General features: G+C 67.3%; 14 protein-coding genes. 9 read left to right on the top strand and 5 right to left on the bottom strand.

What is annotated here, in order from left to right; all coding sequences use genetic code 11:
• The first annotated feature begins 86 nt into the window (after positions 1-86).
• The gene (locus ACWEKR_RS26310; protein WP_159841213.1) at positions 87-1187 is read left to right on the top strand and encodes a DUF475 domain-containing protein; all 1101 of its coding nucleotides are present in this window, start codon (positions 87-89) and stop codon (positions 1185-1187) included.
• A 94-nt stretch (positions 1188-1281) separates the two neighbouring features.
• Positions 1282-1905 (top strand): TerD family protein, encoded by a 624-nt coding sequence (locus ACWEKR_RS26315; protein ID WP_452356738.1) that lies wholly within the window; start codon positions 1282-1284, stop codon positions 1903-1905.
• Between the two features lies 1 nt (position 1906).
• Here ACWEKR_RS26315 and ACWEKR_RS26320 read toward each other — a convergent pair whose 3' ends face one another.
• Positions 1907-2794, bottom strand: coding sequence for a DMT family transporter (locus ACWEKR_RS26320; protein ID WP_452356739.1), 888 nt, complete (start codon positions 2792-2794; stop codon positions 1907-1909).
• A gap of 85 nt (positions 2795-2879) precedes the next feature.
• On the opposite strand from ACWEKR_RS26320, the gene ACWEKR_RS26325 reads away from it, so the two are divergent.
• Positions 2880-3413, top strand: a complete 534-nt coding sequence (locus ACWEKR_RS26325; RefSeq protein WP_452356740.1) for a CGNR zinc finger domain-containing protein — start codon at positions 2880-2882, stop codon at positions 3411-3413.
• Here the strand turns inward: ACWEKR_RS26325 and ACWEKR_RS26330 are convergent.
• Positions 3410-4798 (bottom strand): hypothetical protein, encoded by a 1389-nt coding sequence (locus ACWEKR_RS26330; RefSeq protein WP_452356741.1) that lies wholly within the window; start codon positions 4796-4798, stop codon positions 3410-3412. The two genes, ACWEKR_RS26325 and ACWEKR_RS26330, sit on opposite strands and share 4 nt — an antisense overlap.
• A 216-nt stretch (positions 4799-5014) precedes the next feature.
• On the opposite strand from ACWEKR_RS26330, the gene rpsF reads away from it, so the two are divergent.
• The 5 genes from rpsF (at position 5015) to ACWEKR_RS26355 (ending at position 9987) form a co-directional block, all read left to right on the top strand.
• Positions 5015-5302, top strand: a complete 288-nt coding sequence (gene rpsF / locus ACWEKR_RS26335; RefSeq protein WP_159841205.1) for a 30S ribosomal protein S6 — start codon at positions 5015-5017, stop codon at positions 5300-5302.
• Positions 5303-5390: 88 nt separating this feature from the next.
• Complete coding sequence (locus tag ACWEKR_RS26340; RefSeq protein ID WP_195090747.1) at positions 5391-5921, top strand: single-stranded DNA-binding protein; 531 nt, start codon at positions 5391-5393, stop codon at positions 5919-5921.
• A 57-nt stretch (positions 5922-5978) separates the two neighbouring features.
• A complete protein-coding gene (gene rpsR, locus ACWEKR_RS26345) occupies positions 5979-6230 on the top strand; it encodes a 30S ribosomal protein S18 (protein WP_043700357.1) in 252 nt (83 codons plus the stop codon).
• Between the two features lie 17 nt (positions 6231-6247).
• Complete coding sequence (gene rplI, locus ACWEKR_RS26350; RefSeq protein ID WP_452356742.1) at positions 6248-6700, top strand: 50S ribosomal protein L9; 453 nt, start codon at positions 6248-6250, stop codon at positions 6698-6700.
• A 629-nt stretch (positions 6701-7329) separates the two neighbouring features.
• Entirely contained in the window at positions 7330-9987 is a 2658-nt protein-coding gene (locus tag ACWEKR_RS26355; protein WP_452356743.1) for a replicative DNA helicase, read from the top strand.
• A 129-nt stretch (positions 9988-10116) separates the two neighbouring features.
• Here ACWEKR_RS26355 and ACWEKR_RS26360 read toward each other — a convergent pair whose 3' ends face one another.
• Entirely contained in the window at positions 10117-11301 is a 1185-nt protein-coding gene (locus ACWEKR_RS26360; RefSeq protein ID WP_195090752.1) for an NAD(P)/FAD-dependent oxidoreductase, read from the bottom strand.
• A 249-nt stretch (positions 11302-11550) separates the two neighbouring features.
• On the opposite strand from ACWEKR_RS26360, the gene ACWEKR_RS26365 reads away from it, so the two are divergent.
• Entirely contained in the window at positions 11551-13215 is a 1665-nt protein-coding gene (locus ACWEKR_RS26365; protein WP_452356744.1) for a cutinase family protein, read from the top strand.
• A gap of 60 nt (positions 13216-13275) precedes the next feature.
• Here ACWEKR_RS26365 and ACWEKR_RS26370 read toward each other — a convergent pair whose 3' ends face one another.
• Positions 13276-14025, bottom strand: coding sequence for an SDR family oxidoreductase (locus ACWEKR_RS26370; RefSeq protein ID WP_452356745.1), 750 nt, complete (start codon positions 14023-14025; stop codon positions 13276-13278).
• A 201-nt stretch (positions 14026-14226) separates the two neighbouring features.
• Positions 14227-15459, bottom strand: coding sequence for a phthiocerol/phthiodiolone dimycocerosyl transferase family protein (locus ACWEKR_RS26375; protein ID WP_452356746.1), 1233 nt, complete (start codon positions 15457-15459; stop codon positions 14227-14229).
• Between the last annotated feature and the right edge of the window lie 89 nt (positions 15460-15548).

Below are 15548 nucleotides of genomic sequence, written 5' to 3' on the forward strand. Positions count from 1 at the left end.
GGGAGCGCGTTGGACAACCGGCGATCCAGCAGCCACGCTGGTAGCAACCGTCGCCGCCTCGTTTTTCACTCACGAAAGGTCCCAGCGTGGTCCTGCGCATATTCGGCATGTCCCTCGTCATCACGGTGCTGTCCCTGGTCGTGGCGGTGTTGTACGGCGGCCCGACCGCCCTCGCGCTCGTCGCGATCCTCGGCATCCTGGAGGTGTCGCTGTCGTTCGACAACGCCGTGATCAACGCCACCGTGCTCGAACGTATGAGCGCCTTCTGGCAACGGATCTTCCTCACCATCGGCGTGTTGATCGCGGTGTTCGGCATGCGTCTGGTCTTCCCGCTCGCCATCGTGTGGATCACGGCCGGACTGAACCCGGTGGAGGCCTTCGACCTGGCCCTCAATCCGCCCCCTGGCGACGCGCTGACCTTCCCGGACGGCAGCCCGAGCTACGAGAAACTGCTCACCGACGCGCACCCGCAGATCGCTGCCTTCGGCGGCATGTTCCTCGCGCTGCTGTTCCTCAACTTCATCTTCGAGGAACGCGACATCACCTGGCTGAGCTGGCTGGAGCGGCCGCTGGCCAAGGCGGGCAAGCTGGACATGCTCTCCATCGTGGTCGCCGGCGGAGGGCTGATCCTCACCGCGGAGTACATCGCCGACGAGGCGCACCGCTCGACCGTCCTGGTGGCGGGGCTGCTCGGCATGATCACCTACATCGCGGTGGACGGCTTGGGCTCGATGTTCCACACCGAGGAGCACACCGAAGGCGGCCCGTCGGAGCTGGCCAAGGCCACCGGTAAGGCCGGCTTCTTCCTGTTCCTCTACCTGGAGGTGCTCGACGCCTCGTTCTCGTTCGACGGCGTGATCGGCGCGTTCGCCATCACCTCCGACCCGATCATCATCGCGCTCGGCCTCGGCCTGATCGGCGCCATGTTCGTCCGGTCGATCACGGTGTACCTGGTTCGCAAGGGCACGCTGTCGGAGTACGTCTACCTGGAGCACGGCGCGCACTGGGCGATCGGCGCGCTCGCGGCCATTCTGCTCGTCTCGATCGGCGTGCACATCAACGAGCTCGTCACCGGCCTGGTCGGCGTCGCGTTCATCGGCGCGGCGTTCGTCACGAGCATCGTCCGCAACCGCCGAGCGGACGAGGAGGAACTGGACAGCGAACCGGAACCGACGCCGGTAGGCTGATCTCCGGCAAGCAGCCCAAGACTCGTTGCGGCAGCGGCCCCATCCCCACGGATGGCCGCTGCCGCTCTCGTTTCCACAGAGGGGGGATCGAGCCATGGCGATCGACGACAACCCCGGCGGCGTCAACCTGTCCAAGGTGACCCTGTCGAAGGCGACACCGAGCATCAACCTGACCAAGCCGGGTGAGCAGCAGGGCACCATGCGGGTCAACCTGAACTGGTCGAGCGGATCCAGGGGCTTCTTCCGCCGGTCCAAGCCCGTGGATCTGGACCTCGGCTGCCTCTACGAACTGTCCAACGGCGCCAAAGGCGTGGTCCAGGCGATCGGGAACAATTTCGGCTCGCTCGAGGGCGAGCCCTACATCCGGCTCGACGGCGACGATCGCAGCGGTTCGGCCGCCTCCGGCGAGAACCTGCACATCGATCTGTCCCGGCCCGAGCTGTTCCGGCGCATCCTGATCTTCGCCTTCATCTACGAGGGCGCGCCCAACTGGGCGGCCGCCGATGGCGTGGTGACGCTCTATCCCACCGCAGGCCCGCAGGTCGAGGTGCGCCTCGACTCTCCGGTGGACGGCGCCCGCTCGTGCGCCATCGCCCTGCTGCAGAACCATGGGGCCGGGATCACCGTGCATCGCGAAGTGCACTACGTCAACGGCGCCCAGCGGGAACTCGACCAGGCCTATCGGTGGGGCATGCAGTGGCAGAGCGGGCGCAAGTAGGTCACCGCGCCGCGGGCACCGGCCTGCGCGCCACAGCCGTCGATCCGGTCGGCGTGCGCGCGGCGAACACCAGACCGACCAGGCCGATGCCGAGCCCGGCGACCGTCAGCAGCCGCAACGGCTGATCGATCAGCAGCCAGGCCAGGATCGCGGTCACGGCGGGCGTCGCGAAGAACAGTTTGCCGACCCTGGTCGCGTCCCACCGCCGCAGCATGGCGTTGAGCAGCAGGAACGCGGCCATGGAGTTCACCAGCACCATCCAGACGAGCGACCCGGCGAACCGGCCCGCGTCCCACACCTGCGCCTGACCCGACGCCCAGACCAGCGCCCCCGCGATCGGCGCGCTCACCGACACGTGCAACGCCGTGGAGGCTCTCGGATCGACGGCGGGCGCGAACCGCTTCTGATAGACGGTGCCGATGCTCAGACCGAGCAGTCCCACCACGCACAACAGCAGTCCGGTCGCGGAGAAGTGGGACTGGTCGAACACGGCCAGGGCGACCCCGATTCCGCCGATGCCGAAGCCGAACCACTGCCGCAGCGTGACCACTTCGCCGATCAGTCCGGCGCACAGCGCGATGACCACCGGATTCAGGCCCTGCACCAGCGCGATCACCGCCGCCGGGACATGCTCGGCCATCGCCGTGTAGAAGGCTCCGAACTGGACCATCTGCATCAGCAACCCGGCGACGAGCACGTGCCGCAGCGTGCGACCGCGCGGCCACGTGGCATGCGCGAGGACCGCGTACGTCATGAGCAGGACCCCTGCGACGGCGAAGCGCACGAACAACACCATCAGCGGCGGCGCGGCGCCCACCCCGATCACACCGGCGATGAACGCGCTGCTCCACAACACGACGAACAGCGGTTGCGCGAATCGACTCTGCACGGAACCTCCTCGCAACTAACCACCTAGGGTGGTTATCACAGTCGCATCCGCCGAACTAACCTGTCAAGGCGGTTATCATGCGAATGTGTTCACCTTCGTGAGCGGCAACCTCGCCCTGGATTTCGCGGGCACCGTCAAGGCACGGTCGTCCACGTTCGAGGACATCCTCGCCACCCCCGCCGTGCTCGCCGACTGGATCGTCGCCGCGGGGCTGCTCGACCACCCCCCGCGCAGCGACGCCGACACCCTGGCCCGAGCGGTCCGCCTGCGCGAGGCGGCTTACCGCATGGCGTTCGCCGCCGCCGAGGGACATACCTTCGATGACGCCGATCGCCGGACCGTCAACGCGTTCGCCGACGCCGCACCACCCTCGATCAGCCTGCGCGCCGACGGCACGGTCGTCCGCTCCGGCGACGCGGACGCGGCACTCGCCGCCATCGCCCGGTCCGCGATCGAGCTATCGGGTAGTGGGGCACTCGTCAAAGAGTGCGGCCGACCCGCGTGCACCCGGCTCTACGTGGACACTTCCCGCGGCGGCTCCCGCCGCTGGTGCGACATGACGCTGTGCGGCAATCGCGCCAAGAGCGCCGCCTTCCGGGCCCGGCACGGCGGGCCTTAGACGACCGGGACCAGATTGCGGGGGTCGGACCGCGGCACCGGGGACGACGCCGACCGGCTCCCGCGCGGCAACGCCCACAGGAACACGAAGAACAACACGACGAGCAGGCTCGCGCGCCCCCACACCCCGAACTCGACGACGTTCTCCATCTGCTCGACCGCGGTGCCCGAGCCCATCGAGTAGAAGTACCGGAACACCCCGATGCCGATCGCCGCGTCGGCGACGAGATAGCTGCCGATCAACCACCACGGCACCGCGAGCAGCACCAGGAACGGCACGAGCCATAGCGTGTACTGCGGTGAATGCACCTTGTGGAACAACAGGAATCCACACAGCATCGCGCCGCTCACGCCAACCCACGGGAACACGCCGGTCGCCCGATAACGCTTCCCTCCGAGCCACATGGCCAGCGCGAACGCCGCGAGCACGAGCAGCGGGGAAGCGACCGAGACCACTTGCTGGAATGCCGCCTCGCTGCGCGCGTCCGGACCGAACATCGGCCGAAGTCCCCAGTACCAGATCGAATTCGTGGTGATGTCGGCCTGCCGCAATTGCTGGAAGGTGATCGACGCGCGCCAGCCCTCGTATCCCGCGAGCGCGAACGGCAGATTCACCGCGACGACGGTGCCGATCGCCGCGGCCGCGGTGAGCAGAGCGCCTCGGACGTCCAGCCTGCGCTGCCGCCCTTCTCCCGCACGCTCGCCCCCGGTCAGCACGTACGCCAGCAGGGGTAGCACGAAGATCCCCGGGTACAGCTTGAGACAGAATCCGAGCCCGAGCAGCACCGCCGCCACGATCCCCCTGGTCCGCACGGAGTACCGGGTCTGCGCCGCCATCACGTAGACGGCCGCCACCGCGGTGCACACCACCGGGAGCTCCCAGTTGTGGAACGCATACAGCACCAGCGGCGGGCCTGCGGCCCACAACAGGGCGGCCCAGCCGGCCAGGCGAGCCAACATCCACGCGGTCAGCAGTGCGAACGGCGCAAGCAGCAGCGCCGAGTAGCGCAGGAAATCGGCGTCGTTGTGCGCGCCGATCGCGCCGAGCCACATCAGCACACCGCTGAGCACGGGGTACTCCACCGCGCCGCCCACCAACGCGCCGTCGTCGGTGATGCCGCCGGTCACGTAGGGGAAGACGTGTTCGTTGATGTCTCTGCCGAGCCAGAGGAACTGGATGTCCGAGTAGCAGACATCCGAGTCCTTGACGACATCGAAAACCGTGCTGCGCCCGTCCCGATCGAACGGCGCCCCCGCACAGCGCGCCTTGTTCGCGTACGCCAGGGCGAGGACGAGACCGCAGAGCAGCATCACCACCACGGCCAGCGCCGCACGGCGTCGCACGCGACCCGCGGGCAGGTCGCTGGCGACGAGTCCGGTCGGCATGGATCCACCCTAAGCGGACGGTCCGGGCGGTGCCGCCGTTCCCCCTTCCTACGGAGGCGAACGCGCGGCGCGGCCGCGTGCGCGCCCGGACCGCACGCCGGGGCGATTTCACTGCTCAGCTGCCGCTCATGTAGCCTGTTCGGGTTGCTGACGCAACGACCCTCCTGCCACGGACCGTCCGTGGCCGTTTCCTAGTCCACAGGAGGTGATTGGTCCGTGCGTCATTATGAAGTGATGGTCATCCTCGATCCGAGCCTGGACGAGCGCACTGTTGGTCCGTCGCTGGACAACCTGCTCAGTGTCGTTCGCACCGAGGGCGGCAAGATCGACAAGGTCGACATCTGGGGCCGCCGCCGGCTCGCCTACGAGATCGCCAAGCACGCCGAGGGCATCTACGCCGTGGTCGATCTGACCGCCGAGCCCGCCACGGTGAACGAGCTCGATCGCCAGCTGGGTCTCAACGAGACGGTGCTGCGCACCAAGGTTCTGCGCCACGACAAGTAGTCCGGCAACCCTCGTTTGCGTCGGAGCCTGTGCCTAGGCTCTAGCGCAACAGCGAGACGCGGACTGCACACCGAGCAGGAGGAACCACATGGCAGGCGACACGGTCATCACCGTCATCGGAAATCTGACGGCCGACCCGGAGCTTCGATTCACACCGGCGGGACAGGCGGTGGCGAATTTCACCGTCGCGTCGACTCCCCGTGTGTTCGACCGTAATTCGAACGAATGGAAAGACGGCGAAGCGCTGTTCCTGCGCTGCAATATCTGGCGTGAAGCCGCGGAGAATGTCGCCGAAAGCCTGACCAGAGGTTCCCGTGTCATCGTGAGCGGACGGCTCAAGCAGCGCTCCTACGAAACCCGCGAGGGTGAGAAGCGCACGGTCGTCGAGCTCGAGGTCGACGAGGTCGGTCCCTCGCTGCGCTATGCCACCGCGAAGGTCAACAAGACCAGCCGCGGCAGCGGTGGCGGCGGCTTCGGGTCCGGCAGCGGTGGCAACTACGCCTCCTCCGGTGGTAGCGGTGGGCGTTCCGGCGGCGCCGAGGACGACCCTTGGGGCAGTGCGCCCGCGGCTGGCTCCTTCGGGGGCGGCGGCCGCATGGATGACGAACCGCCGTTCTGAGAACGGCCACAGCGGCCCGCTCGCTTCGGGCCATCAATGATTACGGAGTACAAGACCATGCCTAAAGCGCCCGCGCGCGAAAAGGTGCTCAAGAAGAAGGCTTGCTCGTTCTGCAAGGAGAGCAAGACCGGAACCGTCACGATCGACTACAAGGACACGGCGTTGCTGCGCAAGTACGTCAGCGACCGCGGCAAGATCCGCGCCCGCCGCGTCACCGGCAACTGCGTCCAGCACCAGCGCGACGTCGCGGTTGCGGTCAAGAACTCGCGTGAGGTCGCTCTGCTGCCTTACGTGTCGACGGCTCGCTGAGAAAGGGAGGCACGCAAATGAAGTTGATTCTGACTGCTGATGTGGACAACCTCGGTGCCCCCGGCGACACCGTGGAGGTGAAGGACGGCTACGGCCGCAACTACCTGCTGCCGCGCGGTCTGGCGATCGTGGCCAGCCGTGGCGCGCAGAAGCAGGTCGAGGGCATCCGCCGGGCGCAGGAAGCCCGCCGGGTCCGCGACCTGGACCACGCCAACGAGCTGAAGCAGGCCCTCGAGGGCCTGGAGTCGGTCTCGCTGGCGGTCAAGACCGCTGGCACCGGCAAGCTGTTCGGCTCGGTGACCCAGTCGGACGTCGCGGCGGCCGTCAAGGCGGCGGGTGGCCCCGTCGTCGACAAGCGCAGCATCGAGCTGCCGAAGGCGCACATCAAGACGACCGGCAAGCACGTCATCGTGGTGCACCTGCACCCGGACGTGGCGGCGAAGTTCGACCTCACGGTCACTGCCGCCTGATCGAAGCAGAGCATCGAGGACCACTCCCGTCTCAGCGAGAGGAGTGGTCCTCGGCTGTGCCCGGTCATGCGAGATCGATTAGTAGCTGATCGATTGCCGAATGTTCGAGAGCGTCATTCGAGACAATCGGGGCGGTGCACGACCTCGCGGCTGCGCCTTATTCGTCCAGCCTGTGGATTACCGGCAGAACCGACCGTTCGCAATGTGATTCAAGTCATATGCGGCTCACGTTCTGTTAACCCAACACGCCCGGCTGTTCAACTCGACCGACACGCCGGTACTTCGTTAATCCACACCTGGAAAATCGCGAAAGCGCATATCTATCTGCGCATTCAACCTTGCCGACATGCGTTTTCCCCAAGTTGTACACAGGGCCTGCACACGGTTTGGTGAACTTTCCCCAAGTTATCCACAACTGTGTGCACAGCGCGGTTTGGTCCGCACCCATCGGGTCGCCTAGGTTCGTCGCATCGCCGCGCGCGGATCGCTCCGCGTCGCGTGCGCGGGCGGGTGCCGCGACGGTAGCTGGAGCCCTGGTCAAAGGCTTTCCCAAACGTGTCGGTGCCCGGGAGTACAACGAGTCGACAGGGTGGAACCCGGTCGTGGGGTAGAGAGGACGGTCGAGTCTGGTGACAACCACCGATGACCGCGGGCACACGGACTTCCCGCCCGAACCTCCCGGCGAAGACTTCGGCCGCCAGCCGCCGCACGACATGGCGGCCGAGCAGTCGGTGCTCGGCGGCATGCTGTTGAGCAAGGACGCCATCGCCGACGTCGTCGAGGTCCTTCGTCCCGGCGATTTCTACCGGCCCGCGCATCAGGCTGTCTACGACACCATCCTCGATCTCTACGGGCGCGGCGAACCCGCCGACCCGGTGACCGTCGCCGCGGGCCTCGACCGCCGCGGCGAGCTCAAGCGCATCGGCGGCGCGCCGTATCTGGTCACGCTCACCCAGACCGTGCCGACCGCGGCCAACGCCGGTTACTACGCCGAAATCGTCGCCGAGAAGGCCATTTTGCGCCGCTTGGTCGAGGCGGGCACCCGCATCGTCCAGTACGGCTACGCGGGCGCCGACGGGCAGGACGTCGCCGAGGTGGTCGATCGCGCCCAAGCCGAGGTCTACGAGGTCACCGAACGCCGCACCAGCGAAGATTTCCTCCCCTTGGAGGAATTGCTCCAGCCGACGATGGACGAGATCGACTCCATCGCCAGCCGCGGCGGCATCTCCCTCGGCGTCCCCACCGGTTTCACCGAACTCGACGAGATCACCAACGGCCTGCACCCGGGCCAGATGATCATCGTGGCCGCCAGGCCCGGAGTTGGCAAATCGACCCTGGGAATGGATTTCATGCGTAGTTGCTCGATCAAGCACGGCTTGGCGAGCGTCATCTTCTCCCTGGAGATGAGCCGGACCGAGATCGTCATGCGGTTGTTGTCGGCGGAAGCGAAGATCAAGCTCGGAGACATGCGGTCCGGGCGGATGAGCGACGACGACTGGACCAAGCTGGCGCGGCGGATGAGTGAGATCAGCGAAGCGCCGCTGTTCGTGGACGATTCGCCGAATCTCACCATGATGGAGATTCGCGCCAAAGCGCGGCGGCTCAAGCAACGTCACGACCTGAAACTCGTTGTGGTGGACTACCTGCAGCTGATGACCTCCGGTAAGAAGGTCGAATCCCGCCAGCAGGAAGTCTCGGACTTCTCCCGCAACCTGAAGCTGCTGGCCAAGGAACTCGAAGTGCCGGTGGTGGCGATCAGCCAGCTCAACCGCGGTCCCGAACAGCGAACCGACAAGCGCCCGATGGTGTCCGATCTCCGCGAGTCGGGTTGCCTGCCTGCTACCACACGTATCCTCCGCGCTGACACCGGCCACGAGACCACACTCGGCGACCTGCTGTCCGGCGGGGAGCAGCCATTGGTGTGGTCGCTCGACGAGCGTATGCGGATGGTTGCACGGCCGATGGTGAAGGTGTTCCCGAGCGGGCGGAAAGAAGTGTTTCGACTGCGCCTGGCATCCGGTCGTGAAGTGGAAGCGACCGGGAATCATCCGTTCTTGACATTGGACGGTTGGATTCCCCTCGACAAGTTGACCGTGGGCGACCGACTCGCCACTCCTCGCCGCGTGCCGGAACCGGTACACACTGCACGGATGCCAGAGGCCGAGGTGATTCTGCTCGCCCATATGATCGGCGACGGCTCGTGCGTAAAACGCCAGCCGCTGCGCTATGCCAGCATCGATGAGGAGAATCTCACGGCAGTAACCGACGCGGCGACGCATTTCGGTGTGACAGTTGCTCGTGACGACTACGCGGCCGCGAGAGTCACTACGCTTCGCCTGCGGGCTCCGAACCGACTTACGCACGGCAAGCGTAATCCGATTGCAGCGTGGCTGGACGGGCTCGGCTTGTTCGGTCTTCGCAGCTACGCGAAGTTTGTGCCCGCGCGCGTCTTCGCGCTGCCCAATGATCAAGTCGCGCTTTTCTTGCACCATCTCTGGGCCACGGACGGCTCCGTGCGCTGGGATGCGAAAGGACGTCAAGCCAGGATCTACTACGCGTCCACCAGCCGCCGATTGATTGATGACGTGGCCCAGTTGCTGCTTCGCTTGGGTGTGCACAGCCGGATCAAGAAGGTCACCAAGCCCGGCTACCGCGATGGCTGGCATCTGACGATCGATGGCGCGGAGAATCAAACCCTCTTTCTCCGTGACATCGGCGTGCACGGCGCACGCGGCCACTCGGCACGGGCTGCCCTCGCCGAGTTGGAGCCGATCGCGCGCAATACCAACGTCGACACGATCCCCCGCGAGGTCTGGGCGAAGGTCCGTGCGCTCCTCGCTACCAGAGGTATGACGCACCGCGAATTCTCGGCGGCGATGGGCTCGCGTTTCTGCGGATCGACGATGTGGAAGCACTCGCCCAGCCGCTCCCGGCTGGCTCGCGTCGCAGCGGTGCTGGAAGACGCGCAGATCGAGATGTTCGCCACGAACGATGTGTTCTGGGACAGGATCGTCGAAGTCACCAGCATCGGTGAGCAGGACGTCTACGACGGCACCGTGCCAGGCACGCACAATTTCGTCGCGCAGGGCATTTCGGTCCACAACTCCCTGGAACAAGACGCGGACATGGTCATCCTCCTGCATCGTCCCGACGCTTTCGAGCGCGACGACCCGCGCGGCGGCGAGGCGGACCTGATTCTGGGCAAGCACCGTAACGGCCCCACCGCGACGATCACCGTGGCCCACCAGCTGCATCTGTCCCGCTTCGTGGACATGGCGCGCGGGTGATGTTCCGGCCGTCACGGACCGGTTCGTCGCCATGCCGCATGCTGGAATAGGCGAGTCCGGTTCATGGTGGGATGGATGTAGGGCGGGCCGCGTCGGATCCGTCCGACACGGCCCGCAGCGGGCGCGGCCTCACGCGGTAGGGGCGCGGTTCGGCTCGGCTGTGGTGATGTGACGACGGCGGACCGGGAGCATCGTCGTCGGGTGCGAGATGCTCCAGGCCGCGCTCTTGCAGATGAGCTCTTTGACTCGCGCGGCCGCCCAACCGGTGAGGGCGGAGGATTTGGGCTGATCGTCGGGGGTGACCCACTGCACGACGGCGTCGCGGCGACCGAGGCTGATGCACTGCCCGGTGTAGCCGATCTCATTGCGGGGGATTTTGCGACCGGTCAGGCGTGCGGCGATGGCGTCGGCGGCTTGGTAGGCCGTAGGGACTCCCGAGGCGCAGGACATGCGCAACGGATCGCCGTTCGCTCCAGGGGCGAGCGCGGCGTCGCCGACGGCGTAGACGTCAGGGTGCGAGACCGACCGCATCGTGTCGTCGACGACGATCTGCCCGGTCGCCGACACCTGCAACGTGGTGGCCGCGGCGATCGGGTGGACGGTGAAACCGGCTGTCCACACGGTCATCTGGGCCGGGATCGTCCGGCCGTCGGCGGTGACCGCGCCGGTCGGCTGGACGCGGGCGATCTCGGTATTCTCCTGCACATCGATACCGAGCCGGTCGAATGCCTTGCGCAGGTGCTGCCGGGCCTTGTCGCCGAGCCAGTCCCCGAGGCCGCCGCGAGCGGCGAGGGCGACGGCGAGATCCGGTCGCGCTTCGGCTATCTCGGTGGCGGCTTCGATGCCGGTCAGACCACCACCGACGATCAGCACGGTCGCGCCCGCGGCCAGGCTGGCCAGACGGTCTCGCACCCGCTGCGCGGACTGCTTGCCCGCGATGTCGTAGGCGTGCTCGGCCACGCCGGGAACGCCGTGGTCGGCGGCGGCGCTGCCGAGGGCGTAGACGAGGGTGTCGTAGGCGATCTCGCCGGGGCCGTCGGCGTCGGTGACACTCACGGTCTTGCGTTCGGCGTCGACCGCGGTCACCCGTGCCGGCCGCACCCGCACGCCGGTGCCCGCGAAGATGTCGGTCAGCGGGCGGCGCTGGAGATCCTGGCCGGTCGCGTACTGGTGCATGCGGACCCGCTCGACGAACTCCGGGTCGGCGTTGACGAGGGTGATCTCGACATCGGCGGGGTGCAGCCGCTTGGCGAGGCGACCGGCGGCGTTGGCTCCGGCGTATCCGGCGCCGAGGACGACGATGTGGTGGGTCATGGTCTCACTCCTGTCTGGGTGGTGTTCGCTTCCTGAACCGGACAGCGGCGCGAACTCTGACAGGAGTGCGGTGTGATCTGAGTCACTGTTCGCCGAGGGTCGGATTTCGTGCCCGGACATCGCCCGGGGAGTGTGGTGCGCCCCACCCGAGTAACGCTCGGGTCCCCTACCACGACGTTCTCGGTGACGTATGGCCCGTCGGGGGGCTTGTCCGTCCCCTTTGTCGGTGTATGGAATGGAAAACAGGACATGGCTCTTCGCGAGTTCTTCGCGCGGCATCGCATAGGTTCGGCCGTTGCCGCCCCGGCGGCATTGGGGGTGGCGGCGGTCGTCGCCGCCTCGCTGGCACTGACGTCGTCGCCGCAAACCAGGGATACGCAGCTCACGACCTCCGTCACGGAATGCCGCGACATGGTCACCATCTCGGTAGCCGGTCGCAACGACACCCCGGTCGAGGGGACCACCAAGATGCTGGTGGACGCCAACGGCAACCCGCTGCCCGCCGCGCTGTCCGGCGACCACAGCAGTGAGTGGGTCGATCCGGTGGTCAACGCGCCCGCCGACGACGTCGATCCGGACGCGTACGCCGCGGTCTACATCGCCTATCCGGCGAACATGGCCACCTACGAGGACGCCGTCAACGCCGGTGTCGCGAACACCGAGCGGGTGATGCGGGAGATCGCGCAGGCGTGCCCCGACACCAAGTTCTCGATCGTCGGATACAGCGAGGGCGCCGATGTCGTCCGCCGTGTCGCGATGAAGATCGGTCACCAGGAACCCGGCCAGGACGGGTCCTACGAAGTCGTCGATCCGGACGATGTCGTCGGTGTCGTCATCCTGGCGGACTCGGGCCGCTCCGCGGGAGACGGGCCGTTCCCGGGCTCGAAGGACCCGTTCGGCAACCCGGACGGCTTCGACCAGCAGTATCAGAACGGCACGAACCCGGTCCCCGGCCGGGGCGCGGTGCCGGGCACCAGCGGTGACTTCGGTGCGTTGAACGGCAAGATCGCGTCGTTCTGCTCGGACGGCGATCTGACCTGTTCGGCGCCGCAGAACATCTCGCTGCTGCAGTTGGTGGTCAACGTCGGCAGGCAACTGAACGTCGACGCGCTGGAACGCGACGGGTTGACGCCGGCGACCGGGCAGGACGTGGCGGTGGTGCTGGGCCGGATCGCGTTGGCGGCGTTCGCCGACATCCAGTCGCAGCCGAACTGGATGCAGAGCGACGAGACCTTCCTGGAAGTGCTGCTGCGGGTCTCGGATCCGGCGTACAAGCCGGGGGAGAAGAAGGCCCCGGCGAAGGCGGATTCGATTTCGACCGCTGAGATGTCGCCGTTGGCGTACCTGCCGCAGAAGGTGCTCAACGAGATCGTCGGCCTCATCGTGACGAATCAGAACACCATCCCTGTGATCATGAGCGACCCGTACAACCTCACGCTCGGTCCGAACCACACCGGTCACCACTTCGACTACTGGGACGATGCCGACCCCGCTGCGGGCAAGCCGCTGACCTCGGCCGAGTACGCGGCGGCCTGGCTCACCCATCTGGCGAAGCAGGCACAGGCCGGTAAGCAGGTCGACCCGACGTCCAAGCCGCAAGAAGCCGATCTGGCCGCCGTGTACAAGGCGGTGGAGACCACCTCGGCGACGCCGACCACCGAACCCGCCAAGGCTTCGACCACGTCGGCGACGTCCACCAGCGCCGCCCCCACCACGACCGGCAGCACGAGCAGTCCGACCACCACGGTCGCGCCGACCACGACCACGACCACGACACCGGCGGCCACCACTCCGGCCCCGTCTCCGGTCGCGGCGCCGGTCGAGACGACGAAGCCCACCACCGCTGAACCGACGACAACCACAACGCAATCCGCGGCCCCGGCTACCAGCACGACCGCGAAAGTATCGAATTGACCGACCCGTCGGCTCGCGATCGCAACCCTGCGGTGCGATCGCGAGCCGACGGTGTTCCGGTCAGACGAGTCCGCCGTTGGCGCGAACGACCTGACCGTTGACCCAATGTCCCTGCGGGCCGGCCAGAAAGGCCACCACGGCGGCGATATCGGCTGGGGTGCCGAGTCGCTGCAGCGGCACCGCGTCGGCGAGTCGCTGGATGGTGGCGTCGTCTTTTCCGTCGAGGAACAGATCGGTGGCGGTCGGGCCCGGTGCCACCGCGTTGACCGTCACGTCCCGGCCCCGCAGTTCGCGGGCCAGGATCATGGTCAGCGCCTCGACGGCTCCTTTGCTGGCGGCGTAGGCCCCGTAGGTCGGGAACGCGGCGCCGACCACCGACGTGGAGAAGTTGATGATCGCGCCACCGGGTCGCAGCCGCCGCGCCGCCTGCTGGTCCACGACGAAAGTGCCGCGGATATTGGTCCGGTAGGTGCTGTCGAGCACCGCCAGATCCAGATCGACCAGCGGTGCGAGCTGCATCCGGCCCGCCGCGTGCACCACGACGTCGACGCCGCCGAATTCGCTTTCCGCCCGGTCGAATACCGCCACCATCGCGGACTCGTCGGCGACGTCTCCCTGGGCGGTCACCGCTACGCCCCCTGCGCCACGGATGGCTTCGGCGGTGTTGTCGGCCTCGGCGGCATTCGACGCGAAATTCACGACGACCGCGCACCCGTCCGCGGCAAGACGCTCGGCGCACGCGCGGCCGATGCCACGAGAACCGCCCGTTATTACCGCGACCCGTGCGGACCCGCCGTTCGTGGTTGCCACAGGATGCTGTTCCTTCCGCTCGTCGGCGTCGTTCCGGAGCTGTTCGACGGCCCGGTCACGGGGCGAACGACTGTGGGCAGGCGACACGCCATGGCCCGCGGCGTCGGTTCACCGGAAGGGGCCAACCATAACAGCGCAGTCTCCGGAATTCGCCGGTCACCGCACCGGCGGGTCACGCGCTCGCGCGAGCGGGTGGCATCGTCAGGCGAGGACAGCGCGAAGATTGCGCGCCAGTACTTCGACGCGGTGGCGCTGGAGCTCGGTGAATTCCTCCGGATGGTGTATCTCGACGCTCAGCCGACCGTCGAAGGTGCTGATGACGCAGGTGCCGCCACCCGGTTGCTGCGGACGGCGGCCGGTCAGATCCGGCTTCGCCAGCATGGTGGAGTGGAAGTCGTCGATTCGCAGCTCGTCGTGTTCGGGTAGCTGCGGAATGGTGCCCCAATTGGTCGCGATGACCACGCCGGGCAGCACGGGCCTGGGTGCGGCCGCCATGTCGGGGATGCTCAAGGGGGTGCGTTGCACGATGCCCGCGGCCAGGCCGGCATGCAGCGCCTCGCTGATGCCGCGAGCCGACTCCACCAGCGTGACGTCGGAGTCGGGGGAGAGGTAATTGGCGAATCCGAGGACGTTCGTCCCCTCGGTCGCGCCGATCTCCGGGTTCACCCTCGTGCGCAGGTCGACGGAGTACAGGTAGAGCAGTCCGGTGAGCGGTAGGTCGCGAATCTCCGCTTCGGTGCGCAACAGCGCCGCCGACACCAGACCGTGCACGGTGACGTTCTCCCGATGCCCGAGCGCCACCAGCGCGGCGGTCTCCTCCCGGGTGAACCTGCACCTGGTGGTGTACAGCATCGGGTATTCGTCGTCACGCTCCGGTACGCCCGGCGTCGCAGCGGCGGGAGTGGCGCCGGCGGGCACGGCGCCCGGCAACGCCATCTTCTCGATGCCGCGCGCCGCGAGCAGATGCTCGACCGGATCGGGGAACGCGCGCACCGGCGGCTGCGGCGTACCGCCGCCGACCGCTTCCCGATATCCCGCCCAGAACTCGGTGACGACGACGAACGCGTGAAAGGCGTCCGCGATGCTGTGATGGATCATGAGCGTGACGCTCGCGGTGTCGCCGTCGCGTACCACGCACAGGGCGCAGACGCCCGTTCGCTGATCGAACTTCGCACCGGCGAGGGGGAATTCGGGATTCGCGTCGGCGACGAAGATCTCCGGTACGGCGTCCGTCACGGCGAAGACATGTCCGCCCGCTTCGGTGGGCTCGATGCGGGCCCGCAGGATCGGATGCGCTCGCGCGACGGCCTCGAAGGCAGCGGTCAGCGCCCGCACGTCCAATCGGCCGGATACCCGGGCCGCATAGCCGATGAAGACCTCGCCCGCGGCGAACATCTCCTCGCTGGGGGCGAGCCGGCGAATCACCTCGACCACGATGATGCTTTCCCTTCGCTCCCGGCGAGACTAGCCCGAACACCGTTGCCTGCGGGCATGATTCGCCCCAATCGGACGAAAAGGACACA

Source organism: Nocardia sp. NPDC004573 (assembly GCF_053602135.1).

Bases quoted from the DNA above. Each gene is read 5' to 3' on its own strand.
- ACWEKR_RS26340 (WP_195090747.1), top strand. From the start codon at position 5,391: ATGGCAGGCGACACGGTCATCACCGTCATCGGAAATCTGACGGCCGAC.
- ACWEKR_RS26360 (WP_195090752.1), bottom strand. From the start codon at position 11,301: ATGACCCACCACATCGTCGTCCTCGGCGCCGGATACGCCGGAGCCAAC.
- ACWEKR_RS26330 (WP_452356741.1), bottom strand. From the start codon at position 4,798: ATGCCGACCGGACTCGTCGCCAGCGACCTGCCCGCGGGTCGCGTGCGA.
- rpsR (WP_043700357.1), top strand. From the start codon at position 5,979: ATGCCTAAAGCGCCCGCGCGCGAAAAGGTGCTCAAGAAGAAGGCTTGC.
- ACWEKR_RS26365 (WP_452356744.1), top strand. From the start codon at position 11,551: ATGGCTCTTCGCGAGTTCTTCGCGCGGCATCGCATAGGTTCGGCCGTT.
- rplI (WP_452356742.1), top strand. From the start codon at position 6,248: ATGAAGTTGATTCTGACTGCTGATGTGGACAACCTCGGTGCCCCCGGC.
- ACWEKR_RS26315 (WP_452356738.1), top strand. From the start codon at position 1,282: ATGGCGATCGACGACAACCCCGGCGGCGTCAACCTGTCCAAGGTGACC.